We start from the raw sequence: 26,837 nt of genomic DNA, 5'->3' as shown, positions 1-26,837 counted from the left end.
ATATCGTGTGGAGGCATTGCACAGGGCCGTGAGAGGCGCCTGAACTCGGCGTGAGGTCACGACGAGTTCGGCCCCGACGCAACGGCCGTGGCTTCAAGTTCGTTGACAGCAGGGGGAGTCAGACCATGCGATCCATACGGCCGTCGTTCACCGCTCGTCGGGGGAGGAACGCGCGCCGCAGAACCTCCCCCGTGCTCGGTGCCCTCGCCCTCGCCTCGGCGCTCGCGCTCACCGCGACCGCCTGCGACTCGGGTGACACCAGCGCCGGCAGCCAGGCGAGCGCGTCGGCCACGGCCGGCGACGACGGCAAGATCACGATCCCGGACGACATCAAGGACCGGCTCAAGGAGCACGGGATCGATCTCGACAAGTGGAAGAACGGCGCCTGGAAGAACTGGGACAGGGACGACTGGCTGCGCGAGGCGCAGGACTACGTCAACCCGATCATCAAGGGTCTGTGGGACCCGGACCGGATGCGGGAGGCCGAGGATCCGGACCGCGCCGTCGACGACAACGACCTCTCCGGTGACCAGGGCGTGACCGACCCGACGCCGGCGCCCGTGGACGCGGAGGCCGTCCCGACGACGTACCACGCCAACGCCCCCGAGGCGGGCAAGGTGTTCTTCGACTCCCCCGAGGGCACGATGGTCTGTTCGGCGACGGTCGTCGAGGACCCGGCCCACCCGGGCAAGTCCAACCTGGTGTGGACGGCGGGGCACTGTGTGCACGCGGGCAAGAAGGGCGGCTGGTACCGCAACATCGCGTTCGTGCCGTCGTACAACGACGAGGGCCTGGCGGCCGAGCAGCTGGAGACGGCCACCAAGGAGGAGGCCGCTCCGTACGGCGTCTGGTGGGGCGACTGGGTGAAGACCTCCGACCAGTGGATCGCGCAGGGCGGGCAGACCGGCGGCGACGGCGCGCCGTACGACTTCGCCGTCATCCATGTGACGCCTGAGGCGGGCGGTTCCGGCAAGTCGCTGGAGGAGACGGTCGGTTCGGCGCTGCCGGTGGACTTCAACGCCCCCGCGGTGCCGAAGGTCAGCGGCATCACCGCGACGGGGTACCCGGCCGCGGCGCCGTTCGACGGGCAGAAGCTCTACCAGTGCCAGGACAAGCCGGGGCGGCTGTCGTTCAGCGAGTCGGACCCGACGATGTACCGCATCGGCTGCACGATGACCGGTGGTTCGTCCGGCGGCGGCTGGGTGGCGACGGGGTCGGACGGCAAGCCGGCGCTGGTCTCCAACACCTCGATCGGCCCGGCGAGTGCGGGCTGGCTCGCGGGACCGCGGCTGGGCGAGGTGGCCCAGGGCGTGTACGACTCGGTGAGTGACAAGTTCGCCGGTCAGTAGCGGAAGTGGCGGTGGGGTGTCCCACGCGCCGAAGGCCCGCCCCCCGCTTGCAAGCGGGGGGCGGGCCTTCGGACTTCTCGGAGAGGTACGGCCGCTCGGGCCGCCGGCGGACGCTCGGACCGCCGGCGCCCGATCAGGAGACCGGTGCCGGAACGTACGGCGCGAGGTCCGCCGCCAGTTCCTCGTGCACCCGGGCCTTGAGCAGGGTGCCCTCCGCCGTGTGCTCCGCGGAGATCACCTCGCCCTCGGTGTGGGCGCGGGCGACCAGCTTGCCGTGGGTGTACGGCACGAGCGCCTCGATCTCGACCGAGGGCCGCGGCAGCTCGTTGTCGATGAGCGCGAGCAGTTCCTCGATGCCCTGGCCGGTGCGGGCCGAGACGGCGATGGAACGCTTCTCGATCCGCATGATCCGCTGGAGGGTCAGCGGGTCGGCAGCGTCCGCCTTGTTGATCACGACGATCTCCGGCACCTCGGTGGCGCCGACGTCCCGGACGACCTCGCGTACGGCGGCCAGCTGCTCCTCCGGGTTCGGGTGCGAGCCGTCCACCACGTGCAGGATCAGGTCGGACTCGCCGACCTCCTCCATGGTGGAGCGGAAGGCCTCGACCAGGTGGTGGGGCAGATGCCGGACGAAGCCGACGGTGTCCACCAGGGTGTACAGGCGGCCGCTCGGGGTCTCGGCCCGGCGCACGGTCGGGTCGAGGGTCGCGAACAGGGCGTTCTCGACCAGGACGCCCGCGCCGGTGAGACGGTTGAGCAGGGAGGACTTGCCGGCGTTGGTGTAGCCCGCGATGGCGACGGACGGCACCTTGTGGCGCTTGCGCTCCTGGCGCTTGATCTCGCGGCCGGTCTTCATCTCCGCGATCTCCCGGCGCATCTTCGCCATCTTCTCGCGGATCCGTCGCCGGTCCGTCTCGATCTTCGTCTCACCGGGGCCTCGGGTGGCGAGGCCGCCGCCCTTGCCGCCGCCCATCTGACGGGACAGCGACTGACCCCAGCCGCGCAGCCTCGGCAGCATGTACTGCATCTGCGCGAGCGCGACCTGCGCCTTGCCCTCCCGGGACTTGGCGTGCTGGGCGAAGATGTCGAGGATCAGGGCCGTGCGGTCGATGACCTTGACCTTGACGACGTCCTCGAGGTGGATCAGCTGGCCCGGGCTGAGCTCACCGTCGCAGATGACGGTGTCCGCGCCCGTCTCGAGGACGATGTCGCGCAGCTCGTCGGCCTTGCCGGAGCCGATGTAGGTGGCCGCGTCGGGCTTGTCGCGACGCTGGATCACGCCGTCGAGCACGAGCGCGCCCGCGGTCTCCGCGAGGGCGGCGAGCTCCGCGAGGGAGTTCTCCGCGTCCTGCACGGTCCCCGAGGTCCAGACGCCGACGAGCACGACCCGCTCCAGGCGGAGCTGGCGGTACTCGACCTCGGTGACGTCCTCGAGCTCGGTGGAGAGGCCCACCACACGGCGCAGGGCCGCGCGGTCGGAGCGGTCGAACTGGTCGCCGTCCCGCTCTCCGTCGATCTCGTGGCTCCAGGCGACGTCCTCTTCCATCAGGGCATCGGCCCGAAGACCTTCGGGGTAGGCGTGCGCGAAGCGCTTGGTGTCCTGGGAAGGGGAAGAAGAGGAGGTCATTGGGTCCTTACGTCGTTGGGGATGCCGGTTCGGCGGTCTACATGGGGAACAACGCACGAGTACCCCGGGAGATTCCCGTGTGTCCCGTGCCCCGCCGACCCCACGATGGTCGCACGGTACGGCCCGTCTCGTCACCGGCTTATTCAGGGGCCTTCGGCTCCTTGGCGGCGGCCTTGGCGCCCTTCGCGGCGGAGGCCTCGGGCTTCCAGTCCGGGTGGCCCGGCATCGGCGGGGTCTTCTCGCCGTACAGCCAGTCCTGGAAGAACGTGCCGAGGTCGCGGCCGGAGACCCGCTCGGCGAGGTGCCGGAAGTCGGCCGTGGTGGCGGTGGAGTCCCGGTGCTCGCGCACCCAGGCGCGCTCCACCTGGTCGAACGCCTGCTCGCCGATCTCCTGGCGCAGGGCGTACAGGACGAGGGCGGCGCCGTCGTACACGTTCGGCCGGAAGATGCCGATCTTCTGGCCGGGCTCGGGCGGCTTGGGGAGCGCCGGGGGGCCGCCGGCGGCGCGCCAGCCGTCGGAGGAGCCGTACGCCGCCTTCATGCGTGCCTCCAGGGTGCGGCCCGCCTTCTCCTCGGCGTACAGGGCCTCGTACCAGGTGGCGTGCCCCTCGTTGAGCCACAGGTCGGACCAGGTGCGCGGGCTGACGCTGTCGCCGAACCACTGGTGGGACAGCTCGTGGACCATGACCGACTCGACGTACCACTGGGGGTAGCCGGGCTCGGTGAAGAGGTCCTTCTCGAAGAGGGAGAGGGTCTGCGTCTCGAGTTCGAAGCCGGTGGAGGCGGCGGCCATGAGCACGCCGTAGGTCTCGAAGGGGTAGGGGCCGACCTTGCGCTCCATCCAGGCGATCTGGTCGGGGGTCTTCTTCAGCCACGGTTCGAGGACCTTGCGGTCCTTGGTGGGCACGACGTCGCGGACGGGCAGGCCGTGCGGTCCGTCGCGGTGCAGGACCGTGGAGCGGCCGATGGAGACCTGGGTGAGCTCGGTGGCCATGGGGTGCTGGGTGCGGTAGGTCCACGTGGTCGTCCGGCCGGCCCGCTCGGCACCGGTGGGCAGCCCGTTGGCGACGGCCGTGTACTCCTCGGGGGCGGTGATCCGGATGGTGAACATCGCCTTGTCGGAGGGGTGGTCGTTGCAGGGGAACACCAGGTGCGCGACATCGGCCTGGTTCGCCATCGCGAGGCCGTCGGTGGTGCGGACCCAGCCGCCCTCCCGGTCGCCGCCGCTCACCGGGTCGCTGGTGTGCCGCACGGTGATGCGCGTGCGAGTGCCCGGCATCAGCGGGTTCCGCGGGGTGACCACCAGGTCGTCGCCGGCGCTCTCGAAGGTGGCGGGCAGGCCGTCGACCTCGACCGAGTCGACCTTGCCGTGCGCGAAGTCGAGGTTGATCCGCTCCAGCGTGGTGGTGGTCCAGGCGTCGATGGCGGTGACCGCCTGGAGCGGCTTGCTGTTGGAGCCGGAGTACGTGAACGAGAGGTCGTACGCCGCCACGTCGTAGCCGGGGTTGCCCAGGTACGGGAAGAGGCGGTCTCCGACGCCGAGCGGTGCCGCAGGGGCGCTCGCGGCGACGAGGCAGACGGAGACGGCCGAGGCGAGCAGCGCGGACGTCAGACGGCGGGAGGTGGCGGTACGGGGGCGGCGGGCCCGGGAGCGGGGGGTGAGCAGCATGCACCACCGCTACCAGCGCCCGCCCGGCGTACGGCGGCGACGCGCGCCCGGCCCACTCGAACGGGTTGCGCACGCGTGTGTGCGGGTCGACCGCGCGGGCCCGGCCACGGCGTACGTACGCGCGTGTGCGTGACGGCAGCCGGCGGCGTGATGCCTCAGGAGGCCGAGGCGTGGTGCTGGGCCCGGCTCACGTCGTACACGCCGGGGACGTTGCGCATGGCGCGCATCAGGTGGGGCAGCTGGGCCGCGTCGGGGAGCTGGAGGGTGTAGGTGTGGCGCACGCGCTGCTGGGTCGGGGGTTCCACGGTCGCGGCGACGATCTCGGCGCCCTCCAGTGCCATGGCCTCGGTGAGGTCGGCGAGCAGGTGCGGGCGCCCGAACGACTCGGCGACCAGGGTGACCCGGCACTCGGTGGTGTCGCCCCAGCGCACGTCGACGGCCGGGCGCCCCGCGTCCGCCATGCGCGCCACCGCGGCGCACTCCACACGGTGCACGGTCACCATTCCCCCGCGCACGGCGAAGCCGGTGACCTCGTCGGCGGGGACCGGGGTGCAGCACCCGGCGAGCCGGACGCCCGCGTCGGGCCGGCCGACGACGGTGATCGCGTCGCCGGACCGGGATGCCGGACCGTCGGCGGAGAAGTCCGGAGCGGGGGCGTCGGCCGCGGGCCGGGCGGCGGGCTCGGCCCCCCGGTCGGCTCCGGCCGGAGCGGGGGTGTCGGTCCCCGGCCTGGGGGCGGGTCCGACCGCCTCCTCGGGCTCCGCCGGGGCCGGGTGCGCCGCCAGCCACCGCTGGATGGCGATCCGGGCGGCGGGGGTGTGGGCGTGCTCCAGCCACTCCCTGGAGGGCTCGGAGGCCGGGTCCTGGCCCATGAGGAGCTGGACGGTGTCGCCGTCGCGCAGGACGGTGCTCAGGGTCGCCAGACGGCCGTTCACCCGGGCCCCGATGCAGGCGTGCGCGTCCTCGCCGTACTGCGCGTAGGCGGCGTCCACGCAGCTGGCCCCCTCCGGGAGGCCGAGGGTGCCGCCGTCGGGGCGGAACACGGTGATCTCGCGGTCCTGGGCGAGGTCCTCGCGCAGGGTGGACCAGAAGGTGTCCGGGTCCGGCGCGGCCTCCTGCCAGTCGAGGAGGCGGGAGAGCCAGCCGGGCCGTGTGGGGTCGACCCGCTCCCCGTCGGCCGCGGCGCCCGGACCGGCGGCACCGCCGGTGCCGGCTGAGGTGCCGTCACCGCTCTGCTCCTCGGCGGGTGCGGCGTAGGGGTTGCCGAGCGCGACGACGCCGGCCTCGGCGACCTTGTGCATCTGGTGGGTGCGGATGAGGACCTCGGCGACCTGGCCGTCCTCGCGGGCGACCGCGGTGTGCAGCGACTGGTACAGGTTGAACTTGGGTACGGCGATGAAGTCCTTGAACTCCGAGACGACCGGGGTCATACAGGTGTGCAGTTCACCGAGGACCGCGTAACAGTCCGCGTCTTCGTTGACCAGGACCAGCAGCCGGCCGAAGTCGCAGCCGCGCAGGCGGCCGCGTTTGCGGGAGACGCGGTGGACGGAGACGAAGTGCCGTGGCCGGATGAGGACTTCGGCCTGGATGCCGGCGTCGCGCAGGACCACGCGCATCGCGTCGGCGAACTCCGCGAGGGGGTCGTCCGCGCGGGAGGCGTTGTCGACGATGAGTTCGCGCGTGCGCTCGTACTCCTCGGGATGCAGGATCGCGAAGACGAGGTCTTCCAGCTCGGTCTTGAGGGCCTGGACGCCGAGGCGTTCGGCGAGCGGGATGAGGACGTCGCGGGTGACCTTGGCGATCCGCTCCTGTTTCTCGGGACGCATCACGCCGAGGGTGCGCATGTTGTGCAGACGGTCGGCGAGTTTGATCGACATCACCCGGACGTCGCTCCCGGTGGCGACGAGCATCTTGCGGAACGTCTCCGGCTCGGCGGCGGCGCCGTAGTCGACCTTCTCCAGCTTGGTGACGCCGTCGACGAGATAGCGGACCTCCTCGCCGAACTGCTCGCGCACCTGGTCGAGGGTCACATCGGTGTCCTCGACGGTGTCGTGGAGCAGAGAGGCCGTCAAGGTCGTGGTCTCGGCGCCGAGTTCGGCGAGGATCAGGGTCACGGCGAGGGGGTGCGTGATGTACGGCTCGCCGCTCTTGCGCATCTGGCCGCGGTGCGAGGACTCGGCGAGCACATAGGCGCGGCGCAGGGGTTCGAGGTCGGCGTCGGGGTGGTGGGCGCGGTGGGCCTCGACCACATGGCCGATCGCGTCGGGCAGCCGGCCGCGGGAGGGCGAGCCGAGCAGCGCGGCGCGGCCCAGGCGGCGCAGGTCGATCCGGGGAAGGCTGCGCCTGCGGGGCGTGGCCGACGCCGGGCCTGGGGTCGCAGGGTTCGTGGCCTCCGCACTCATGGGCACCTCCGGCTGCGTGGACCGGCGGACGGGGTGTCCCAGGGCGGACACGGCTCAGGGGACAGGCAACGGTCCCCCGTCCGGGCCGGTGCTTGATGCTACCGAGCCCACCACGTGCGACTGACCGCCTCTCGCCGAGCGTGAAACGGATCACCCATTCGAGCGACGGTTCAGATGTTTACGGTTTTACGCCACCTGAGTTGGAGCGGATCCGCCCTTTCGCACCCGTGACCAGGTCCTGAGTACGCCACCGCACACCCCAGGAGCCTTCCAGCCTCCGATACCAAGCCGACGTGACATCAACGGACGGCGTTTTCCAGCCACTCGGCATCGATCTCGCCTGTGGCGACGATCACTGCGGGTCCGGTCATCTCGATCTCGCCGTCGGGCCGCTCGGTGATCACCAGGCGTCCGCCGGGGACGTCCACGGTGTACGTGGCCGGGGTGCCCGTCACGGCCGGGTCGGCGCCGTCCCTGCGGGCTGCGGCCACCGCGACGGCGCACGCGCCCGTGCCGCACGAGCGGGTCTCGCCGGCGCCTCGCTCGTGCACGCGCAGGGCGACGTGGCCGGGGCCGCGGTCCACGACGAACTCGACGTTGACCCCGTCCGGGTACGCGGAGGCGGGGGTGAAGGGCGGCGGGGTGAGCAGGTCGCCCGCGTGCGCGAGGTCGTCGACGAAGGCGACGGCGTGCGGGTTGCCCATGTTCACGTTCCGCGCGGGCCAGCTGCGGTCGCCCACGCTCACCGTCACCTCCCCTTCAGGGAGGCGGGCCCGGCCCATGCCGACGGTGACGTCCCCGTCCTTGGCGATGTGCGCCGTCTTGACGCCCCCGCGCGTGGCGATGGCGAGGTCGCCCTCGGTGACCAGCCCCGCGTGCTGGAGGTAGCGCGCGAACACCCGCACCCCGTTGCCGCACATCTCGGCGACGGAGCCGTCGCCGTTGCGGTAGTCCATGAACCACTCGGCCTCGGCCGCCATGTCCCGCGCCTCGGGGTGCGCGGCGGACCGCACGACGTGCAGCAGGCCGTCGCCTCCGATGCCCGCGCGCCGGTCGCACAGGGCGGCCACGGCGGACGGGGGGAGGTCGATGGCGTTCTCCGGGTCCGGGACGATCACGAAGTCGTTCTCGGTGCCGTGACCCTTGAGGAAGGCGATCCGCGTGCTCATTCCTCGATCGTACGGGGTGGCCCCGGCCCACCCCGCACGCGTGTGCGTGCGACTCAGGACACCTCGCACGCGCGCGTACGCCGGCTCCGCACGTCCCGCACGCGCGTACCGGCGGTCAGCGCAGCCGGGCCACGCGCCAGACGGCGAGGACGGCCACCACGGCGACCACCACGACGTACGCCAGGACGACCCGCCAGTCGGGGCGGCGGCCGGAGCCGCGCGCGGGAAGTCCAGGCCACGTGTAACCGACGCGACGCGCGGCCATCATGCCCCAGCCGGCCGCACAGGAGCAGATCAGCAGACCCAGCATGGCGATCACGGCCCCGCTGTCGCCGAAGTCGAAGGCGAGAGGGAACGCGAACATCAGCGAGCCGGTCGCGGACAGGGCGACGATGGGCGCGAGCTGCCAGATCCGCAGCCTGCGCTGCGGGCGCAGCTCGACCTCGACCTCGGGCCCGCCCGCGAACATCTCCTCGGGCTCGGGACCGTCGTCGGTCACGCCGTCGCTCAGGGTGTCGTCCACCACGTCGGGGAGCGCACTCTCCTCCGCGGGCTCCGGTCGCCCACACTCGGGGGTGAGGTCCTCGGTGCCTTGTGCGGTGTCACGAGGGCCGGCCTCCATCGCCACGCGCCCTCCCAACTCGGACTCCACTTGGTCGATCGAAGCTCGATGATGGCACGGCACCGGAGGCACTGATGACGGCCTGGGCGTCCCGATGCCATGACGTGATCAGGCTGTAACCGGTCGTTCCACCAACGCCAGCGCGAGCTCCGGAAGTTCTGTGAGATCCGCCGCAGCCCCACTCAACCAGTGCACCCGCGGATCGCGCCTGAACCACGAATCCTGACGGCGCGCGAAGCGCTTGGTGGCACGGACGGTCTCGGCCCGCGCGTCGGCCTCGGTGCACTCGCCGGCCAGGGCGGCGAGGACCTGCTGGTAGCCGAGCGCGCGCGACGCCGTACGCCCCTCGCGCAGGCCTTGCGCCTCCAGCGCGCGGACCTCGTCCACGAGCCCCGCGTCCCACATGCGGTCGACACGGCGGGCGATGCGCTCGTCGAGTTCGGGGCGCGCCACGTCGACACCGATCTGGACCGTGTCGTAGACCGAGTCGTGGCCGGGCAGATTGGCGGTGAACGGCCGGCCGGTGATCTCGATGACCTCCAGGGCGCGGACGATACGGCGGCCGTTGCTGGGCAGGATCGCCTGCGCGGCCTCGGGGTCGGCGGCCGCCAGACGGGCGTGCAGCGCACCGGAGCCGCGCAGCGTGAGCTCCTCCTCCAGCCGGGCGCGGACCTCGGGGTCGGTGCCGGGGAACTCGAGATTGTCGACGGCGCCTCGGACGTACAGCCCGGATCCGCCGACCAGGATCGGCCAGCGCCCCTCGGCGAGCAGTGCGTCGATACGGGCCCGGGCCAGTTTCTGGTACTCGGCGACCGAGGCGGTGACGGTGACGTCCCAGACGTCCAGGAGGTGGTGGGGGACGCCGGCGCGCTCCCCGGGCGTCAGTTTGGCGGTGCCGATGTCCATCCCTCGGTAGAGCTGCATGGAGTCGGCGTTGACGACCTCGCCGCCGAGCCGCTGAGCCAGGAATACGCCCAGATCGGACTTTCCGGCTGCGGTCGGTCCGACGACGGCGATGACGCGGGGGGTGGGGGCTGCGCTGCTCACCGCACCAGTCTCCCAAACCTCCGGGGCCGCCCTCGAACGAGTTACGTGACGGGGCCGGTCCGGGGTCGTTTCCCGTTGCGACATTCCCGTCACCCTTTCGCGGCGACGGTGATCCCTGTGGCGCGGACGGACGCACGGGGCAGCGCGGGATTCCGCCCGCACGAGTACCGTATGGAGTTGTTATGGGCGTTTTGGCGCGACTTTTCCGAAGGTCGAAGGCCACGGAGGAGGCGGCTACGGACACGGCGGCGGAAGCGGCCGCGGAGGCGGGCACCGCCGTCGGCACGAACGCCGTCACCGGGGAGGTGACGACCGCGCCCGAGGCACCGTCCGGTACGCCGGCGGACGGTGAAGCGGCGGCCGGCACGGCCGGTGCTCCCGCCGCCGACGGCGTGGAGATCCCCAGGCAGCAGTCCGCCGGGGAGGCGGCCGACAGCGAGGCCGGCGAAGGCGCCCACACGTGACGGATCGGATCCGGTAGGGAAGGTGACCCATGGGCTTCATGGACCATTTGAAGGCCAGGCTCGCCCCGGCCAAGGGCAAGGTCTCGCACCTCGCGCACGAGCACGGGGACAAGATCACGCACGGCCTCGACAAGGCGGCCCAGGTCGTCGACGAGAAGACCAGGGGCAAGTACAGCGAGCGGATCCACACGGGCACCCACAAGGCCAAGGGCGCCATGGACCGGCTCGCGCACAAGGACGAGCCGCCGACGGGCGGCGGCGACAGGTTCACGCCGCCGCGCACACCCCCGCCGGCCTCCTGACCGCACCTCAGCACCGGCGTATCGATCGGCGGACGGCCGCGCAGCGGAAACGCTCGCGGCCGTCCGCCGTTTCGCCCGCTCCCGCCGAGGACCGACGGGACCTGTGACGAGCCCGCGGTGCCGGACCCGCGAACCGTCGACGCCCGGGCCGGACAACGGCCTTCCGAAAGCCCGTCTCGCGAACGCCCCTGTCGGCGGGCGTGAACCACCCAACGGCCCTTCCGGCAGACCCAGACCGCGAAACGCCCCCGCCTACGGGCCCGGACCGCCCAACGGCCCTTCCGACGGGCCCAGGTCGCCCAACGGCCCTTCCGGCAGGGCCAGGCCGCGAGTCGGCAAGGTTCACCCCCATCAGAGGGCCGGGCCCGGCATGTCAGAAGGTGCCCTCGGCGCGTCGGAAGGCGCGGCGCAGGCCCGTTCGAAAGGCGGGTTGGACGGTGCGGCTCAGGCACCTGTCCCGCTAGGACCAGGTCGCGACCACGTATCCCACGCCGTACGGGGCGTCCTCGTACAGCAGCGCGCCCTGCAGCCCGGCGCCCTCGGCGGCGCCCGCGAGGATCTGCCAGGGAGCCCGGCCCGCGGCCTTCAGCTCGCGCGCCAGCCCGGCGTCCAGCGCCTTGATCGCCTCCAGGTCCGCCGCGCCCAGCGCCCGCGCGACCTCCGCGTCGAAGGGAGCCGCGCGCTCGTCGAGGTAGCCCGGAGCCTTCAGGGTCCGGCAGGCGCTGGCGTCGCCCATGACGAGCAGCGCGACGCGCTCCGCCCGTGCGCCGATCTCCCCGCCGGTCTCGACGCACCGCTCGACCTCGAGGGGTTCTCCCACGCCGAGGCCTTCGACGGGGGCGGCCGACCAGCCGGTCCGCTCCAGCAGCCAGGCGGCGACGGCCAGCGAGGCCGGCAGCTCGCGCGCGGACGGGGCGTCCGTGCCGCCCCGGCCCAGCCGTACGGTCACGTCCACCCCGAAACCGCGGAACGAGCCGCGCGCGCCCTCCGGGTGGGCGCCCCGCCCGGCCTCCTCGGCCGGCCCGACCACGACGAGCCGGTCCGGCCGGGCGGCCGCCAGCACGGCGAGCGCGTCGGAGCAGGCCGCACGCGCCGCGTCGAGCTCGGGTGCGGCGCCCGCGGCGACCTCGGGGACGAGGAGCGGCGGGCAGGGACAGACGGCTGCGGCGACAAGCATGATCGGCAGGGTAACCCCGTGGGCCGCCGGGGTGTCAGTCCCCGGTCAGCGCGTCAGTCGCAGCCGCAGCCGCTCGCCGCGACCGGCAGCGGCGCGGGCACGCCGATCTTCGGCAGGCCCAGCATCACACCGGCGGGCCCGGCCGCCTTCTCCGCGGTGCGCTTCTCCCAGGCGTCCCCCGCGCGCGTGCGGCGCACGTCGAGGACGGTGCCCTCGGCGAGGAGGTGGTGCGGGGCGGCGTACGTGATCTCGACCGTGACGACGTCGCCGGGGCGCACCTCCTGCTCGGGCTTGGTGAAGTGGACCAGGCGGTTGTCGGGGGCGCGGCCGGAGAGGCGGTGGGTGGCGCCGTCCTTGCGGCCCTCGCCCTCGGCCACCATCAGCTCCAGGGTCCGGCCCACCTGCTTCTTGTTCTCCTCCCAGGAGATCTCCTCCTGGAGGGCGACGAGACGCTCGTAGCGCGCCTGGACGACCTCCTTGGGGATCTGGTTCTCCATGGTCGCGGCCGGGGTGCCGGGGCGCTTGGAGTACTGGAAGGTGAAGGCCTGGGCGAAGCGGGCCTCGCGCACGACGTGCAGGGTCTGCTCGAAGTCCTCCTCGGTCTCGCCGGGGAAGCCCACGATGATGTCGGTGGTGATCGCCGCGTGCGGGATGGCGGCGCGGACCTTCTCGATGATCCCGAGGTACCGCTCCTGCCGGTAGGAGCGGCGCATCGCCTTCAGGACGGTGTCCGAGCCGGACTGCAGGGGCATGTGCAGCTGCGGCATGACGTTCGGGGTCTCCGCCATCGCGGCGATCACGTCGTCGGTGAAGTCGCGGGGGTGGGGCGAGGTGAAGCGGACGCGCTCCAGGCCGTCGATCGTGCCGCAGGCGCGCAGCAGCTTGCTGAACGCCTCGCGGTCACCGATGTCGGAGCCGTAGGCGTTGACGTTCTGGCCGAGCAGGGTGATCTCGCTGACGCCCTCGCCGACGAGGGCCTCGATCTCGGCGAGGATGTCGCCGGTACGGCGGTCCTTCTCCTTGCCGCGCAGGGCCGGGACGATGCAGAAGGTGCAGGTGTTGTTGCAGCCGACGGAGATCGACACCCAGGCCGCGTACGCGCTCTCGCGGCGCGTGGGCAGCGTGGAGGGGAACGCCTCCAGCGACTCGGCGATCTCGACCTGCGCCTCCTCCTGCACGCGTGCGCGTTCCAGCAGGACCGGCAGCTTGCCGATGTTGTGCGTGCCGAAGACGACGTCCACCCAGGGCGCCCTCTTCACGATGGTGTCGCGGTCCTTCTGCGCGAGGCAGCCGCCGACCGCGATCTGCATCCCGGGCCGGCTCGCCTTCTTGGGCGCGAGGCGGCCGAGGTTGCCGTACAGCCGGTTGTCCGCGTTCTCCCGGACCGCGCAGGTGTTGAAGACGACGACGTCCGCGTCCCCGTCGGATCCCTCGGGGGCGCGCACGTATCCGGCCTCTTCGAGCAGCCCGGACAACCGCTCGGAGTCGTGGACGTTCATCTGGCACCCATAGGTGCGGATTTCATAGCTCTTGGGGGCGGGAACGTCCACTGCGAGGCTCCGGTCGCTGCTGCTGGTCATGCCTCAAGGGTAGGTGCTCGCGCGTGAGCCCCGCCCCGGCTCCCGCGTCACCGGTCAGGTCTCGATGACAGCCGCGCAGTCGGGGCAGACCGAGGACGCGTGTTCCTCGGGGTACCAGGCTGCTCCGGGGTGGTCCGCGGGCTGCCAGCGGGCCCGTGCCATGGCGAAGGTGTCCTTGCCGCAGAGGGTGCGCGGTCCGGTCTCGCCTGGTGTCCCGGGGGCGGCCGGCGCCGCGTGCACCGTGCGGACGCGGCTCTCCGCACCGCCCGGTGTTTCCGCGGCACCGGTGGTCACCGGCTGGTCGAGTTCGTAGACGACGATCTCAGTCATGTCTCTACAGGTACCTCGATGACGGAGAGCACATTGCCCGCAGGGTCGGTGAACCACGCGATCAGCGGGCCACCACCGCGGAAAATGCCCTTGTCGTCGGCCTCGAGGTGGTCGTAGCGCTCGAAGCGCACTCCCCGGCCGGCCAGCTCGTCGACCGCGGCCTCGACGTCGTCGACGGGGAAGTTGAGGATCGTGAACGTCGCCGGGGTGTGGTCGGGCTTGGGATAGACCAGGATGTCCCGGTCCCCGGCGATGTGCAGGGTGAGCATCCCGTTCGCCTCGGACACCCGCAGCCCGAGCGTCTCGCCGTAGAACTTCCTCGCCGCGTCGATGTCGTCCACCGAGAAACCGCTGAACGCCTTCGTCGTACCGAACATGATCGCCTCCTGGCGTGGTTCCCCGAGAGTGGTGCGTCCCCGAGAGTCAGGACCCGGAGCCGGCCGGAGACTCATCGGTCCCGCCGTCGTCCGTGACGCGTACGACCGCCAGCGTGATGTTGTCGGGGCCGCCCGCGGCGATGGCGCACTTCCACAGTTCGAAGGCCGCCCGGACGTCGTCGTGCTCCCGCATCACGGCGTCGAGCACGTCCGTCGTCACGGGATCGCTCAGGCCGTCGGTGCAGATGAGATAGCGCTCGCCGGGGGTCAGGGGTGCGGTCGTCACATGGGGGTGCACCGCGTGGTAGCCGACGGAGCCGCCCAGGCACTGGGTGACGAGAGAGGTGGTGCGCCGGCCCGGTTCGAGCGGTGGGCTGTCGTCCACGCTCACCTGGCGCAATCCGTCCGGGGAGGCCGCGTAGACCCGGCTGTCGCCGACGTTGAACACCAGCGCCGAGCCGGGCAGCACGACGACTCCGGCGACGGTCGTCCCCATGCCGGTGAGCTCGCCTCCCTCGTCGCTGGCGGCCTCGTGGACGGCGCGGTTGCAGGCGACCAGGGCGTCGCGCACGAGGTCCTCGCCGGTCAGCAGCGAACCCACGGACGCGATCCGGCGGGCGACGAGGGAACTGGCGACGTCGCCGCTGGGATGTCCGCCGAGTCCGTCCGCGACGGCGACCACGAGGGGCGTGCCGAGCGGGAACACCAGGGTCTGGGGGTTCTCGGTCACGGTGGCGCACAGCGTCCACGGCCCTGCGACGAGGCTGTCCTCGTTGCGCTCACGGAGCAGTCCGGGATGGCTGAGCGCGCTGACGGCGACGTACGGCATCACCCGTCACCGCCGGCTCCGGTCGCTACTGCCGGTCATGCCTCCAGCCTAGGCGGCCCTCTCCGGGTTTCCACCTGGCGTGCTCAGCCCGTCGCGGCCCGTCCCGCCCTGGAGCGCATCAGGGGCTGCACACGGGTGCCGAAGGTCTCCAGCCCTTCCAGGAAGTCGTCGAAGACGAGCATGATCCCCTTGTTGCCGGGCACGCCGGCGATCTCGTCGAGCATCCTTGCCACGGTCGCGTAGGAGCCGACGAGCGTGCCCATGTTGAAGTTCACGGCGCCTTCGGGGAGCACGATGGTGCGGGCGGTGGAGGAGGCGTCGGCGGTGGTGTCGGTGGCCGACTCCCCCGCCATGTACGCCAGCGCCGCGTGGTCGGCGTGGTCGTGGTAGTCCCGCCACTTGGCGCGGGCGGCCTCGTCGGTCTCGTCGGCGATCACCATGAACAGCGACAGCGCCCCGACGTCACGGCCCGTCTCCCGCACGGCGTCCATCAGCGCCGCCGTGGTGTCCGCGAAGGCGAGCGGTGTGTTCACGCCGGTGCCGAGGACGAAGTTGTAGTCGGCGTGCTCGGCGGCGAACCGCATGCCGGTGCCGCTCTGCCCGGCGGCGACGATGTCGATGTGCCCGTCGGCCGGGCGCGGCGACAGCACGCAGTGGTCCATCGCGTAGAACTCGCCCTTGAAGTCGCTGACGCCTTCGCTCCACAGCTCCTTCATGACGGTGACGTACTCGACGGCGCGGTCGTACCGGTCGGTGAAGTGCTCGTCGCCGGGCCACAGGCCCATCTGCGTGTACTCGCCCGGCGCCCATCCGGTGACGATGTTGACGCCGAAGCGTCCCGGGGCGATGGAGTCGACCGTGACCGCCATGCGCGCGACGATGGCCGGGGGCAGGGCGAGGATGGGCGTGGAGGCGTACAGCTTGATCCGCTCCGTGACCGCGGCCAGGCCCGCCATCAGCGTGAACGACTCCAGGCAGTGGTCCCAGAACTCCGTCTCGCCGCCGAACCCCCTGAGTTTGATCATCGAGAGGGCGAAGTCGAGTCCGTGCTCCTCCGCCTTCCGCACGACGGCCTTGTTCAGCTCGAAGGTGGGCATGTACTGCGGGGCGCTCTTCGAGATGAGCCAGCCGTTGTTGCCGATGGGGATGAAGACACCGATGTCCACGCCGCTCCTCGTGATCGGAGACCTGCCCGTGCGACCGCGCGCCGCACGGACCACATTTGATCAACTCCCTTGCTCTGTAAGGTGGTTGAAGCGTGAAACTGGCACGAAACCGCCGGTGAGAATGTGTGAAACAGGTTTCGCGGAAGAACGGGAACGATAGGTTCCCTGACATGAACGCACGGCTCGCTCTGCTCCACACAGTGGCCCCCGGTGTCACGGAGAGCGAGGTCTTCCGGCTTGCGCTGCAGCACGCGATGGGCGAGCTGGGCGCGCTCGGCGCTGCCATCCACCTGCGCGGCCCGATGTCCGCGTTGCGACTGGTGTCCGCCGTCGGCCTGCCCCCCGCCCTCGCCCGTTCCTGGGAGATCGTCGACCAGGAGGGACCGCTGGCCCCGGCCCTCGCCCTCTACCGGGGCAGCGGCGTGTGGGTGCCCGGGCCCGCCACCGGACCGGCGCCCGCCGCGGAACCGGCGCACGCGTGCGACCCCGGACCGGCGCACGAGCCAGGACCGGTGCCCGGGTCCGGGCCCGGGGCCATCTGGCCCGGTACCGGCCTCGCCGCGCTGCCGGTGTTCAGCGGGCGGCGCAGCATAGGCGTGCTGACCGTACTGGCTGGGGAGCGGGGCGAACCGACCCCCGGGCACTGGGAGTTCCTGCGGGCCGTCGTGGCCTGGACCGAGGACCGCATGGCCCAGGCGCCGCCCCCGGCCGGGCCCGCGCAGACGGAGCTGAGCGGGGAGCGGCTGCGGCAGGCCCTGAAGGAGGTCAGGGTCGGCTCGTGGGACTGGGACATCCGCAGCGGCGAGCTGATCTGGGACGAGGCGGCGCTGGAGCTGTACGGCACCCGGCCGGCCGACTTCACCGGCAGGATCGACAACTGGATGCGGATCGTGCACCCCGACGACCTGGCGCCCACCCTGGCGGCGGCGCAGCGCGCGATCCTCGACCACTCCGTCTACGAGGCCGAGTACCGGGTACGGCGCCTGGACGGCACGTACGGCTGGACGCAGGCGCGCGGCAGGGCCACGTACGACGAGCGCGGCGAGCCCGTGCGGATGATCGGGGTGGGCTGGGAGAGCGACGAGTCGCGGACCGCGCGGGACACGCTCAGCCGGGCCCTGCGGCACATGAGCGACGGCTTCCTGGCGGTGGACGGCGCATGGCGGATCACCTTCGCCAACCTGGAGGCGGAACGGTTCCTGGGCCTCTCGGAGGACGAGCTGTTCGGGCGGCTGCTCTGGGACCTGTCCGCAGCCCGGCAGGTGCCCGGCCTGGAGGGCCGTTGCCGGGATGCCGCGGCCGAGGAGAAGCCCACCGGTTTCGACGTCCGGCTGCCCGACTCCGGCTGCCGCTACCACATGCGGCTGGTGCCGGGGCCGGACGGGCACACGCTGTACTTCACCGATGTCACCGAGAGACGGCGGCTCGCGGAGGAGCGGCAGGCGGACGAGCGCGCCGCGGCCGAGCGGTCGGCGCGGATAGCCGAGCTGACCGCTGAGCTCGCCAAGGCCACCACCTCGCAGGACGTGGTGGACGCGGTCGCCCGGCGGGTGCTGCCGCCGTTCGCCGCCGCCGGGGTCCTGGTCCAGGTGATCGAGGACGAGCGGCTGCACTATGTCGGAGCCGTCGGCTACCCGGACGACTTCCTGGAACTCATCGAGGGCCGCCGCCGACTGCCCGGCGATCCGGCCTGGGAGGCGATCGAGTCCGGCACGCCCCTGTTCTTCTCCTCGCCGCTGGAGCTGACCTCGCACTCGCCCTGGCTGACCGGCCTGCCGGAACGTGCCCGCAAGCAGGCGTGGGCGTTCCTGCCACTGACGGCCTCGGGCCACACCTTCGGGGTGTGCGTCGTGGCCTTCGACCGCCGGCGGCTGCTCACCGCCGAGGAGCGTGCCCTGCTGACCACGATCAGCGCCCTGGTCGCGCAGTCGCTGGAACGGGCCCGTCTCTACGACGCCGAGTACACCCGGTCCCGCGAACTCCAGCGCAGTCTGCTCCCCCAGGCGCTGCCGGACCTTCCCGCGTGCACGGCCGCGGCCCGCTATCTGCCGGCCGGCCGGGGCGCGGACGTGGGCGGCGACTGGTACGACATCATCCCGCTGTCCGGCGGGCAGGTCGCGCTCGTCGTCGGCGACGTCATGGGCCACGGACTGCCCGAGGCGGCCACCATGGGCCGGCTGCGCACCGCCGTCCACACCCTGGCCGACCTGGAACTGCCGCCCGGCGAGATCATGGGCCACCTCAACGACATCGTCGCCGGCATGGGCGAGGGGTCGTACGCCACCTGTCTGTACGCGCTGTACGACTCCACCACCCGGGTCTGCTCTTTGGTCCGCGCCGGACACCCGCCGCCCGCGCTGGTGCGTCCCGACGGCACCGTGCACTTCCCGGAACCGGACGCCGACCCGCCCCTGGGCGCGGCGGAACCGCCGTTCGAGACGGTCGAGCTGGAGGTCCCGGACGGCAGTCTGCTCGTGCTGTACACGGACGGTCTGGTCGAGTCGGCGAAGCGGGACATCGACGAGGGGATGGCGGAGCTGGCCCGCTTGCTGAAGGCGGCGCACACGGGCGGCACCGTCGGCCCGGCCGTGGATCTCGAGCGGCTGTGCGACACGCTGACGGCCGGTCTCCTGCCCACCGAGCAGCAGGCCGACGACGCCGCGTTCCTCCTCGCCCGGCTGCACGCGCTGCCCGCGGACCGGATGGCCTCCTGGCCGCTGCCCGAGGACCCGAGAGCCGCCGGCCTGGCCCGCCGGCACGTCCGCGAGCAACTCGCCCACTGGGACCTGGACCATTTGGCCCCCACCACGGAACTCCTGGTCAGCGAGCTCGTCGGCAATGTCGTCCGGCATGCCCGGGGCCCGGTGCGGCTGCGCCTGCTGCACGGCGCCGAGCTGATCTGCGAGGTCTACGACGCCAGCCAGACCATGCCCCGCATCCGTCGCGCCACGGAGACCGACGAGGGCGGCCGGGGCCTGCAGCTGATCACGGCGCTCTCCGGCCGGTGGGGCGCGCGGTACACGCCGAACGGCAAGTGCATCTGGACCGAACAGCCGCTGCGCGGCCCGGACGAGGGGCCGGACCAGCCGGCCGAGGCGCCGGAGCCGATGTTCCTGGCCGCGGCCGGCTTCGACGAGGACTGGGACGCGCTCCTGTGAGGTCCGGGACGTCGTTCAGGGGTCGATGAGGCCCGCGCGGATCGCGTAGCGGGTGAGTTCGAGGCGGTCGCGCATGCCGAGCTTGTGCAGGAGGTTGGCGCGGTGACGTTCGACGGTCTTGGCGCTGATGAAGAGCAGGGCGCCGATCTCCCGTGAGGTGTGCCCCTCGGCGACGAGCTTGAGGATCTCCTCCTCGCGCTCGGTGATGGGCCGCTCCGGGAGCCCGTCGACACCGTCCCCGCGGTGCAGCCGCTCCAGGTACGAGCGCACGAGGGCCCGCTCGGCGCCCGGGTAGATGAACGGCTCGTCGCGCACCACCGCCCGGCATGCCTCGACGAGGTCGCGGTCGGCGACGGACTTCAGGACGTAACCGCCCGCCCCCGCCTTGAGGGCCTCGAAGAAGTACTGCTCGTTGTCGTACATGGTCAGGACGAGGATGCGCGGCGCGTTCTGCCGCCGGGACAGTTCGCGGGCCGCCTGCAGTCCGGTCATCCGGGGCATGGCCACGTCGAGCACGGCCAGGTCGATGTCCCCGGCCCGGGCCCGTTCGACCGCCTCGGCGCCGTCCCCGGCCTCGGCGACGACCTCCAGATCGGGTTCGCCGTCGAGGATCAGCCGCACGCCCCGGCGCACGAGCGTGTGGTCGTCGGCGAGGAGGACGCGGACCGGCGACGCGCGCCCGGTCACCGCACCGCTCCGACGGGCCCGCCGACGGCGTTGCCCGCGGTACCGGCGAGACCGGTGCCGACGACCGGCCTCACCGGCGCCCGCAGCCGTACCTCCGTACCGGCCCCGACGGCTCCGGCACGAAAGGTCCCCGACCCGACGGTTCCGCCACGACCGGCCCCCGACCCCACGGACCCGGCACGAGCAGTCCCCGACCCACCGGACCCGCCACGACCGGCCCCCGGCCCCACGGACCCGGCACGAGCAGTCCCCGACCCCACGGACCCGCCACGACCGGCCCCCGCCTCCACGGTCAGGGTCGCCCCGATCAGCAGCGCCCGTTCCCGCATGCCCCGGATGCCGGCCCCCTCCGCGGCCGCCGGGCCGAGTCCGCGGCCGTTGTCCCGTACGAGGAGTTCGACGCCGTCGCCCACCGGGCGCAGCCGGAGTTCGGCGCGGTCGGCGCCGGCGTGCCGGGCGGTGTTGGTGAGGGCTTCCTGGGCGACGCGGTAGAGCACGAGTTCCGTCTCCTCGGTCAGCGAGGGCAGCCCGGCGCGCAGGTCGTGACGGACCGTCAGCCCGTGGGTGGTGAACTCGGCCGCGAGCGAACGCAACGCGCTGAGCAGGCCGAGTTCGTCGAGGACGCCGGGGCGCAGACGGCGCGCGATGCGCCGGATCTCGTCGAGCCCGGCGCGGGTGGCCTGCTGGGCCTGGCCCAGTTCCGCGCGCAGGTCCGCCGGTGCCCGGTCGGCGACCCGCTTGAGCTGGAGGAGGACCGCGGTCAGGGTCTGGCCGACCTCGTCGTGGAGTTCGCGCGCGACGCGATGGCGTTCACGCTCCTGGGCGGACAGCGCGCGGGCCGCGCTGGCGGCGCGCTCGGCCTCCAGCCGGTCGAGCATGGCGTTGTAGGTGGTGATCAGCTCGGCCGTCTCGACCGGGCCCGACACCACGGCGCGGGCCCCCGGCCGCAGCAGGTCGGCGTCGGCCATCGCCCGGCCGAGCCGCCCCAGCGGGGCCAGTCCCACCCGCAGCACGAGGACGTTGACGGCCAGCAGCACGGCCAGGCCGCCCAGGACGACGAGCGCCTCGCCCGGCAGCACCGGCGTGGAGACGGTGACCGGCCCCAGGAGCAGTGCGGTGGCCACGGTCAGGCCGACCGCGTTGAGGGTGAAGATCCGCCAGAACAGCGACACGCTCCCGCCCCCTCCTCTCCCGCCGCGCACCCACGGCACCGCCGTGACCAGCCTCTCCGCCTCGCGCGGGGCCTGTCCATCCGTCACAACACCCATGTCGCCACCGTACGGGCGGATGGCAGCATGGCCGTTCCGGCCACCCGACCAGCAAGGGGAAGAAACGTGTCTGCTCCACGCCTCCGCACGACACCGCTGCCAGGCATCGGAGTCCAGTACGACCTGGTGACACGAGAGCAGCGGCATCTGTCCGTGGTGGCGCACCGCGACGGCACCCGAACCGTCGCCGTGTACCGCGCCGACGACCCGGACTCCTGCGCCCAGTCCCTGCGGCTGACCGGCGCGGAGGCCGGTTCCCTGATCGACGCGCTGAAACCCTCCCACCACAGTCCGAGCCTGCTGTACACCACGGGCCTGGGCCTGGTCGCCGAACGCATCGAGGTCGCGGCCGCCTCGCGCTGGAACGGACGGCTGCTGGGCGACACCCGGATGCGCACGGAGACGGGCGCGTCGATCGTCGCGGTGCTGCGGCGCGCCGAGGCGATCCCGTCCCCGGCACCGGACTTCCGGCTGGCGGGCTGCGACACGCTCATCGTGATCGGCACCCGTGAGGGCGTGGACGCGGCCGCGGCGATCCTCGGCCGGGAGTGATCGCGTGCACTCCGCCGTCCTGCTGATCGAGTTCGGATCCGTCATCCTGGCGCTCGGGCTGCTCGGCCGGTTCGCCGCCCGTTTCCGGTTCTCCCCGATACCGCTGTATCTGCTGGCCGGTCTGGCCTTCGGCGAGGGCGGGCTGCTGCCGCTCGGGGCGAGCGAGGAGTTCATCGCCACCGGTGCCGAGATCGGCGTCATCCTGTTGCTGCTGATGCTCGGCCTGGAGTACACGGCGAGCGATCTGGTCTCCAACCTCAAGGCCCACTACCCGGCCGGTCTCGTCGACTGCGCCCTCAACGCCCTGCCGGGCGCGGCCGCCGCGCTGCTCCTGGGCTGGGGACCCGTCGCGGCCGTGGTGCTCGCCGGGGTCACCTGGATCTCCTCGTCCGGGGTGATCGCCAAGGTGCTCGGCGACCTGGGCCGGGTCGGCAACCGTGAGACGCCGGTCATCCTCAGCGTCCTGGTCCTGGAGGATCTGGCGATGGCCGTCTACCTGCCGATCATCACCGCGCTGGTGGCCGGCGCGGGTCTGGCGGCCGGCAGCCTGACCCTGGCGATCGCGCTGGGCGCCGCGGGGCTCGTGCTGTTCGCGGCGGTGCGCCACGGCCGGGTCATCTCCCGGTTCGTGTCGAGCGACGACCCGGAGAAGCTGCTGCTCGTCGTGCTGGGGCTGACGATCCTCGTCGCCGGTGTGGCGCAGCAGCTCCAGGTGTCGGCCGCGGTCGGCGCGTTCCTGGTGGGCATCGCGCTGTCGGGGGAGGCCGCGGAGGGTGCGCACACGTTGCTGAGCCCGCTGCGGGACCTGTTCGCGGCGATCTTCTTCGTCTTCTTCGGGCTGCACACCGACCCGGCGAGCATCCCTCCCGTCCTGCTCCCCGCCCTGGCGCTGGCCGTCGTCACCGCCGCGACGAAGATCGCCACCGGTTACTGGGCGGCCCGGCGCGCGGGCATCTCCGTCAAGGGCCGCTGGCGCGCGGGCGGCGCGCTGGTCGCCCGCGGCGAGTTCTCGATCGTCATCGCCGGTCTCGCGGTCACCGCCGGGATCGAGCCGTCCCTGGGCCCCCTGGCCACGGCGTACGTCCTGCTTCTGGTGGTCCTGGGCCCGCTCACCGCGCGCTACGCGGAACCCCTGGCCCTGCGCTGGACCCGCCGCACGGCGCCCCGGGAGAACACGGCGGAGCAGCCGACCGGGGCGCGGGCGGCTCAGGAGCCGGTGCGCGACTGAGACAGAGCCGGCGGGCGACCGCGCCGGGATCAGCGGCGCCGGAAGGACCACGCGGCGACCGCAGTCATGGAGGGGGCGCCGCCCCGACCGCGGTGACCGCAGGCGCGGAGGGGCGTCGCCGTGCTCCTCAGGACGCTGCGCCGCCCCCGGGTGTCCAGCCCTGGCGGCGCAGCACCGCCGACACGTCCGGCGCCGCGTAGTGCTCCCCCTTGAGCACCTTGCCGTCGGCCCGGCGGGCGACCTGGCCGTCGGGGCCCAGCTTGGTCATGTTGGAGCGGTGGATCTCGGCGATCACCGCGTCGAGGTCGATCCCGTGCACCAGGGCCGTGCCGTACGCGACGTAGACGACGTCCGCCAGCTCGTGCGCGAGCCGGTCCAGCGGCCCGCTCACCGACACCTCGGCGACCTCCGCCGCCTCCTCGGCGAGCAGCTCCCCACGGTGCGCGGCGAGGCCGGGCGACACCTCCGTCGGCGTACTGCGCGCGTCGAGCCCGAAGGCACGGTGGAACTCACGGACCAGGTCGGCGGGCGAGGAAGAGCTCATGCCCCGACTGTAACGACGCCCACCGACATCGCCGTCGGCCACCGGCCCTGTGAGCCCCGCCCTGGCCATCGGCGCGCGTGGCCTGGCAGGATCGCCGCATGTCCAAGGTCCTTCCCCGTATCGGCAGGCGCCGGGCCCTGCAGGGCGCGGCGGCCGGTGTCGTCGCCCTCGGGCTGCTGCTGTGGTGGCTGCTGCCGCTGGGCGAGGCGCCGCCGAGCGGGTCGATCACCTTCAGCACGGGCACGACCCGCGGCGTCTACCAGGAGTACGGCAGCCTGCTGCGCAAGGAGCTCGCCAAGGACATGCCGGGGCTGAAGGTGACGCTGACGACCAGCAACGGCTCGCAGGAGAACGTCGCGCGCGTGGCGACCGGCCAGGCCGACTTCACCATCGCCGCGGCCGACGCGGTCCAGACGTACGAGGAGCAGCACGCCGGTTCGACGACCCGGCTGCGCGGGGTGGCCCGCCTCTACGACGACTACGTCCAGCTCGTGGTGCCGCGGGACTCGGACGTGCGCTCGATCACGGACCTGCGGGGGAAGACGGTGGCGACGGGGCTGCCGCGCTCCGGTGTGCGGCTGATCGCCGAGCGGGTGCTGAAGGCGGCGGGCCTGGACCCGGCCAAGGACATCACGGCGGTGTCGCAGGGCATCGACACCGGTCCCGAGCGGCTGAAGCAGGGGAAGATCGACGCGTTCTTCTGGTCGGGCGGGGTCCCGACGGCCGGTCTGGAGGACCTGGCGAACTCCTTCACGTTCCGGTTCGTGCCGATCGACGCGGCCCTCGTCGCCCAGATGCACGACCAGGACGACTCCACCGGCTACTACCGGGCCACCAACATGCCCGAGTCCGCCTATCCCACCGTCCAGAACGGCGACACCGTGCCGACGATCGCGGTGTCCAACCTGCTGATGACCCGCACGGACATGGACCCCCGGCTCACCGAGTGGCTGACCCGGACCGTGATCAAGAGCCGGGACGACATCGGCGGCCACGTGCACTCCGCCCAGCTGGTGGACCTGCGCACGGCCATCTACACCGACCCGCTCCCGCTGCACACCGGCGCCCGGCGCTACTACCGCTCGGTCAAGCCGTAGGCCTCGACCTCGGCACCGCCACCGTCACCGTCAGCCCGGTCGGCTCGTGGTGGTCGTACGAGATCGTGCCGCCGCCGGCCGCGAGCAGGGCCCGGGAGATGGACAGGCCCAGACCGGAGCCCTTGATGTTCTGATGGCGGCCGCTGCGCCAGAAGCGGTCGCCCACGCGCGTGAGTTCCTCGTCGGTGAGGCCGGGGCCGTGGTCCGTGACCACGACGGTGGAGGTCTGGCCGTCGGCCGCGACGGTCACCTCGACGCTCTCGCCCTCCGGCGTGAACTTCACCGCGTTGTCGATCACCGCGTCCAGGGCGCTGGAGAGCGTGACCGGGTCGGCCCAGGCCGTGGTGGGCGGGCAGTCGCCGACCAGCCGGACGCCCTTGGCCTCGGCCGTGGGCGCCCAGGCGGCGACGCGCTCGGCGGTCAGCGCGCCGACGTCGGTGACCCTCAGGTCGGCCTCGGTGTGCTCGGCCAGGGCGAGGTCGAGCAGGTCGTCCAGGACCTGGGCCAGGCGCCTGCCCTCGTTCTGGACGGAGGCGATCTCCTCGTTGCCCTCGGGGAGTTCGTACGCCAGCAGTTCGATGCGCAGCAGCAGCGCCGCGAGCGGGTTGCGCAACTGGTGCGAGGCGTCGGCGACGAAGGCGCGCTGCTGCTCCAGGACGTCCTCGACGTTGTCCGCCATCTCGTTGAACGACCGGCCCAGGCGTCTGAGTTCCGGCGGCCCGCTCGCGACCGCGACCCGGGACTTCAGCCGGCCGCTCGCGATCGCGTGGGTGGTGACGTCCAGGACGCGTACGGGCTTGAGGACCCACCCGGTCAGCCGCAGCGCGGCGCCGATGGCCAGCAGCATCGCGGCGATCTCGCCCGCGCCGATGACCAGCCAGCCGTGCAGGATCCGCGACCGCATCGGCCCGGTGGGCGAGTCGGTGACGACGACGGCCACCACGTCACCGTCCCGGATGACCGGTGACGCCACGACGAGATGACGGCGCTGCCACGGCCACACCTGCTCCGGGTCATGGCTGCGCCGGCTGAGCAGCGCCTCGTCAAAAGCGTCCCGCACCTCACCTGTCTGCGGCAGGTAGGAGTCCTTCGGCGCATGAGCCAGCGGGGTGTCCGTGGGGTAGAAGACGCCGGCACTGATGCCGTAGACGTCGTAGTAGCTGGCGAGTTCGCGCTCCAGGGTCGCGAGCCGCTCGTCCGTGGACGCGGACGCGGAGTCGTCCGTCCCCAGCGGCGCGGTGACGAACTGGGCGAGCGCCGCGAAGCGGGCGGTGTCGTCGATCCGGTCGACAACCACCTTCTGCTGCTGCGCCCCGGCCACGCTGACGGCCAGCGGCACCCCCAGGGCGAGCAGCACGGCCGCCATCAGCACGATGAGCAGCGGCAGGAGACGGGTGCGCAACGGTCCCCGCTACGCACTCGGGGCGACGAGCCGGTACCCGACGCCGCGGACGGTCTCGATGAGGGCGGGCATGCGGAGTTTGGCCCGCAGGGAGGCGACGTGCACCTCGAGTGTGCGCCCGGTCCCCTCCCAACTGGTGCGCCACACCTCGCTGATGATCTGCTCGCGCCGGAAGACGACCCCGGGGCGCTGGGCGAGCAGCGCGAGCAGGTCGAACTCCTTGCGGGTCAGCTGGACGACCGAGCCGTCGACCGTGACGCGTCTGGTGGGCAGCTCGATCTGCACCGGGCCCAGCCGCAGCGCGTCCTCGCCGCCCGCGGCCACGTCCTCGGGGACGGTGCGCCGGCTGACGGCGTGGATCCGGGCGAGCAGCTCTCCGGTGTCGTACGGCTTCACCACGTAGTCGTCGGCTCCCAGGTTGAGGCCGTGGATGCGGGAGCGTACGTCGGAGCGGGCCGTCACCATGATCACCGGGGTGGCGGTGCGCTTGCGGATCTTGCCGCAGACCTCGTAGCCGTCCTGGTCGGGCAGGCCGAGGTCGAGCAGGACGACCCCGAAGCCGGGGCCCTCGGGAACCAGGGCCTGGAGCGCCTCCTCGCCATTGCGGGCGTGCGTGACGTCGAAACCGTGCCGCTTGAGGACCGCGGACAGCGCGGCGGCGACATGGTTGTCGTCCTCGACGAGGAGCAGTCTCATCCAGGCCCCCTCCGATTCATCGGCTGTTTGGTCTGTTTGGATACAAAATGCGGGCACGCGCGCGTGCGCACCATGGCAGTCACGCTGATGGACGA

23 protein-coding genes and 1 pseudogene are annotated in these 26,837 nt (G+C 72.4%); 7 read left to right on the top strand and 17 right to left on the bottom strand.

What is annotated here, in order from left to right; all coding sequences use genetic code 11:
• Positions 1-125 precede the first annotated feature (125 nt).
• Positions 126-1,349, top strand: a complete 1,224-nt coding sequence (locus ACFY2L_RS34225) for a trypsin-like serine peptidase (protein ID WP_390824283.1) — start codon at positions 126-128, stop codon at positions 1,347-1,349.
• Between the two features lie 133 nt (positions 1,350-1,482).
• Here ACFY2L_RS34225 and hflX read toward each other — a convergent pair whose 3' ends face one another.
• The 6 genes from hflX to miaA all read right to left on the bottom strand — a co-directional run bounded on the left by hflX (position 1,483) and on the right by miaA (position 9,885).
• Positions 1,483-2,976, bottom strand: coding sequence for a GTPase HflX (gene hflX, locus ACFY2L_RS34220; protein ID WP_390661913.1), 1,494 nt, complete (start codon positions 2,974-2,976; stop codon positions 1,483-1,485).
• A gap of 139 nt (positions 2,977-3,115) precedes the next feature.
• On the bottom strand, positions 3,116-4,645 hold the full coding sequence (locus tag ACFY2L_RS34215) for a M1 family metallopeptidase (RefSeq protein ID WP_390661914.1): 1,530 nt from the start codon (positions 4,643-4,645) through the stop codon (positions 3,116-3,118).
• A gap of 155 nt (positions 4,646-4,800) precedes the next feature.
• Positions 4,801-7,047: a RelA/SpoT family protein gene (locus ACFY2L_RS34210; protein ID WP_390661915.1), complete on the bottom strand. Its 2,247-nt coding sequence runs from the start codon at positions 7,045-7,047 to the stop codon at positions 4,801-4,803.
• A gap of 299 nt (positions 7,048-7,346) precedes the next feature.
• A complete protein-coding gene (dapF, locus tag ACFY2L_RS34205; protein ID WP_390661916.1) occupies positions 7,347-8,216 on the bottom strand; it encodes a diaminopimelate epimerase in 870 nt (289 codons plus the stop codon).
• Positions 8,217-8,331: 115 nt separating this feature from the next.
• Complete coding sequence (locus ACFY2L_RS34200) at positions 8,332-8,838, bottom strand: hypothetical protein (RefSeq protein WP_390661969.1); 507 nt, start codon at positions 8,836-8,838, stop codon at positions 8,332-8,334.
• Positions 8,839-8,946: 108 nt separating this feature from the next.
• A complete protein-coding gene (gene miaA, locus ACFY2L_RS34195) occupies positions 8,947-9,885 on the bottom strand; it encodes a tRNA (adenosine(37)-N6)-dimethylallyltransferase MiaA (RefSeq protein ID WP_390824282.1) in 939 nt (312 codons plus the stop codon).
• Between the two features lie 182 nt (positions 9,886-10,067).
• Between miaA and ACFY2L_RS34190 the strand changes: the two genes are divergently transcribed.
• Together ACFY2L_RS34190 and ACFY2L_RS34185 are read left to right on the top strand one after the other, a co-directional pair.
• A complete protein-coding gene (locus ACFY2L_RS34190; protein ID WP_390661918.1) occupies positions 10,068-10,349 on the top strand; it encodes a hypothetical protein in 282 nt (93 codons plus the stop codon).
• 29 nt (positions 10,350-10,378) lie between these two features.
• A complete protein-coding gene (locus ACFY2L_RS34185; protein WP_390824281.1) occupies positions 10,379-10,651 on the top strand; it encodes an antitoxin in 273 nt (90 codons plus the stop codon).
• A 460-nt stretch (positions 10,652-11,111) separates the two neighbouring features.
• On the opposite strand, the gene ACFY2L_RS34180 is transcribed toward ACFY2L_RS34185, so the two are convergent.
• The 6 genes from ACFY2L_RS34180 to rutA all read right to left on the bottom strand — a co-directional run bounded on the left by ACFY2L_RS34180 (position 11,112) and on the right by rutA (position 16,110).
• Positions 11,112-11,828 carry a class III extradiol dioxygenase subunit B-like domain-containing protein gene (locus tag ACFY2L_RS34180; protein WP_390824280.1) on the bottom strand — a complete coding sequence of 239 codons (717 nt, stop codon included), beginning with the start codon at positions 11,826-11,828 and terminating at the stop codon, positions 11,112-11,114.
• A gap of 53 nt (positions 11,829-11,881) precedes the next feature.
• A complete protein-coding gene (gene miaB / locus ACFY2L_RS34175; RefSeq protein ID WP_390824279.1) occupies positions 11,882-13,408 on the bottom strand; it encodes a tRNA (N6-isopentenyl adenosine(37)-C2)-methylthiotransferase MiaB in 1,527 nt (508 codons plus the stop codon).
• 54 nt (positions 13,409-13,462) lie between these two features.
• Complete coding sequence (locus tag ACFY2L_RS34170; RefSeq protein WP_390661923.1) at positions 13,463-13,738, bottom strand: hypothetical protein; 276 nt, start codon at positions 13,736-13,738, stop codon at positions 13,463-13,465.
• Positions 13,735-14,115: a VOC family protein gene (locus tag ACFY2L_RS34165; RefSeq protein ID WP_390661924.1), complete on the bottom strand. Its 381-nt coding sequence runs from the start codon at positions 14,113-14,115 to the stop codon at positions 13,735-13,737. The genes ACFY2L_RS34170 and ACFY2L_RS34165 overlap by 4 nt, the downstream gene beginning before the upstream one ends.
• A 46-nt stretch (positions 14,116-14,161) precedes the next feature.
• Positions 14,162-14,944 carry a PP2C family protein-serine/threonine phosphatase gene (locus ACFY2L_RS34160; protein WP_390824278.1) on the bottom strand — a complete coding sequence of 261 codons (783 nt, stop codon included), beginning with the start codon at positions 14,942-14,944 and terminating at the stop codon, positions 14,162-14,164.
• Between the two features lie 83 nt (positions 14,945-15,027).
• Entirely contained in the window at positions 15,028-16,110 is a 1,083-nt protein-coding gene (gene rutA, locus ACFY2L_RS34155; RefSeq protein WP_390661926.1) for a pyrimidine utilization protein A, read from the bottom strand.
• A gap of 170 nt (positions 16,111-16,280) precedes the next feature.
• Between rutA and ACFY2L_RS34150 the strand changes: the two genes are divergently transcribed.
• A complete protein-coding gene (locus ACFY2L_RS34150) occupies positions 16,281-19,268 on the top strand; it encodes a SpoIIE family protein phosphatase (protein WP_390824277.1) in 2,988 nt (995 codons plus the stop codon).
• 15 nt (positions 19,269-19,283) lie between these two features.
• Here ACFY2L_RS34150 and ACFY2L_RS34145 read toward each other — a convergent pair whose 3' ends face one another.
• A complete protein-coding gene (locus ACFY2L_RS34145; RefSeq protein WP_390661928.1) occupies positions 19,284-19,955 on the bottom strand; it encodes a response regulator in 672 nt (223 codons plus the stop codon).
• Positions 19,956-20,212: 257 nt separating this feature from the next.
• Positions 20,213-21,127, bottom strand: a pseudogene (locus tag ACFY2L_RS34140) (sensor histidine kinase); the annotation flags it as partial.
• Between the two features lie 162 nt (positions 21,128-21,289).
• On the opposite strand from ACFY2L_RS34140, the gene ACFY2L_RS34135 reads away from it, so the two are divergent.
• The gene (locus ACFY2L_RS34135; protein WP_390824276.1) at positions 21,290-21,775 is read left to right on the top strand and encodes a cation:proton antiporter regulatory subunit; all 486 of its coding nucleotides are present in this window, start codon (positions 21,290-21,292) and stop codon (positions 21,773-21,775) included.
• Between the two features lie 4 nt (positions 21,776-21,779).
• Positions 21,780-23,003, top strand: coding sequence for a cation:proton antiporter (locus tag ACFY2L_RS34130; protein WP_390824275.1), 1,224 nt, complete (start codon positions 21,780-21,782; stop codon positions 23,001-23,003).
• A gap of 127 nt (positions 23,004-23,130) precedes the next feature.
• On the opposite strand, the gene ACFY2L_RS34125 is transcribed toward ACFY2L_RS34130, so the two are convergent.
• Positions 23,131-23,547, bottom strand: coding sequence for a MazG nucleotide pyrophosphohydrolase domain-containing protein (locus ACFY2L_RS34125; RefSeq protein WP_390661931.1), 417 nt, complete (start codon positions 23,545-23,547; stop codon positions 23,131-23,133).
• A gap of 98 nt (positions 23,548-23,645) precedes the next feature.
• On the opposite strand from ACFY2L_RS34125, the gene ACFY2L_RS34120 reads away from it, so the two are divergent.
• Entirely contained in the window at positions 23,646-24,644 is a 999-nt protein-coding gene (locus ACFY2L_RS34120; protein ID WP_390661932.1) for a TAXI family TRAP transporter solute-binding subunit, read from the top strand.
• Here the strand turns inward: ACFY2L_RS34120 and ACFY2L_RS34115 are convergent.
• Both ACFY2L_RS34115 and ACFY2L_RS34110 read right to left on the bottom strand, forming a co-directional pair.
• Positions 24,634-26,046 (bottom strand): sensor histidine kinase, encoded by a 1,413-nt coding sequence (locus ACFY2L_RS34115; RefSeq protein ID WP_390661933.1) that lies wholly within the window; start codon positions 26,044-26,046, stop codon positions 24,634-24,636. The two genes, ACFY2L_RS34120 and ACFY2L_RS34115, sit on opposite strands and share 11 nt — an antisense overlap.
• 9 nt (positions 26,047-26,055) lie before the next feature.
• The gene (locus tag ACFY2L_RS34110; RefSeq protein WP_390661934.1) at positions 26,056-26,742 is read right to left on the bottom strand and encodes a response regulator transcription factor; all 687 of its coding nucleotides are present in this window, start codon (positions 26,740-26,742) and stop codon (positions 26,056-26,058) included.
• Positions 26,743-26,837 lie beyond the last annotated feature (95 nt).

The organism is Streptomyces sp. NPDC001381 (genome assembly GCF_042895685.1).
Lineage (GTDB): Bacteria > Actinomycetota > Actinomycetes > Streptomycetales > Streptomycetaceae > Streptomyces.
Note: the sequence above shows the minus strand (reverse complement) of the source record. Positions and strands in the feature narration are given on the sequence as shown.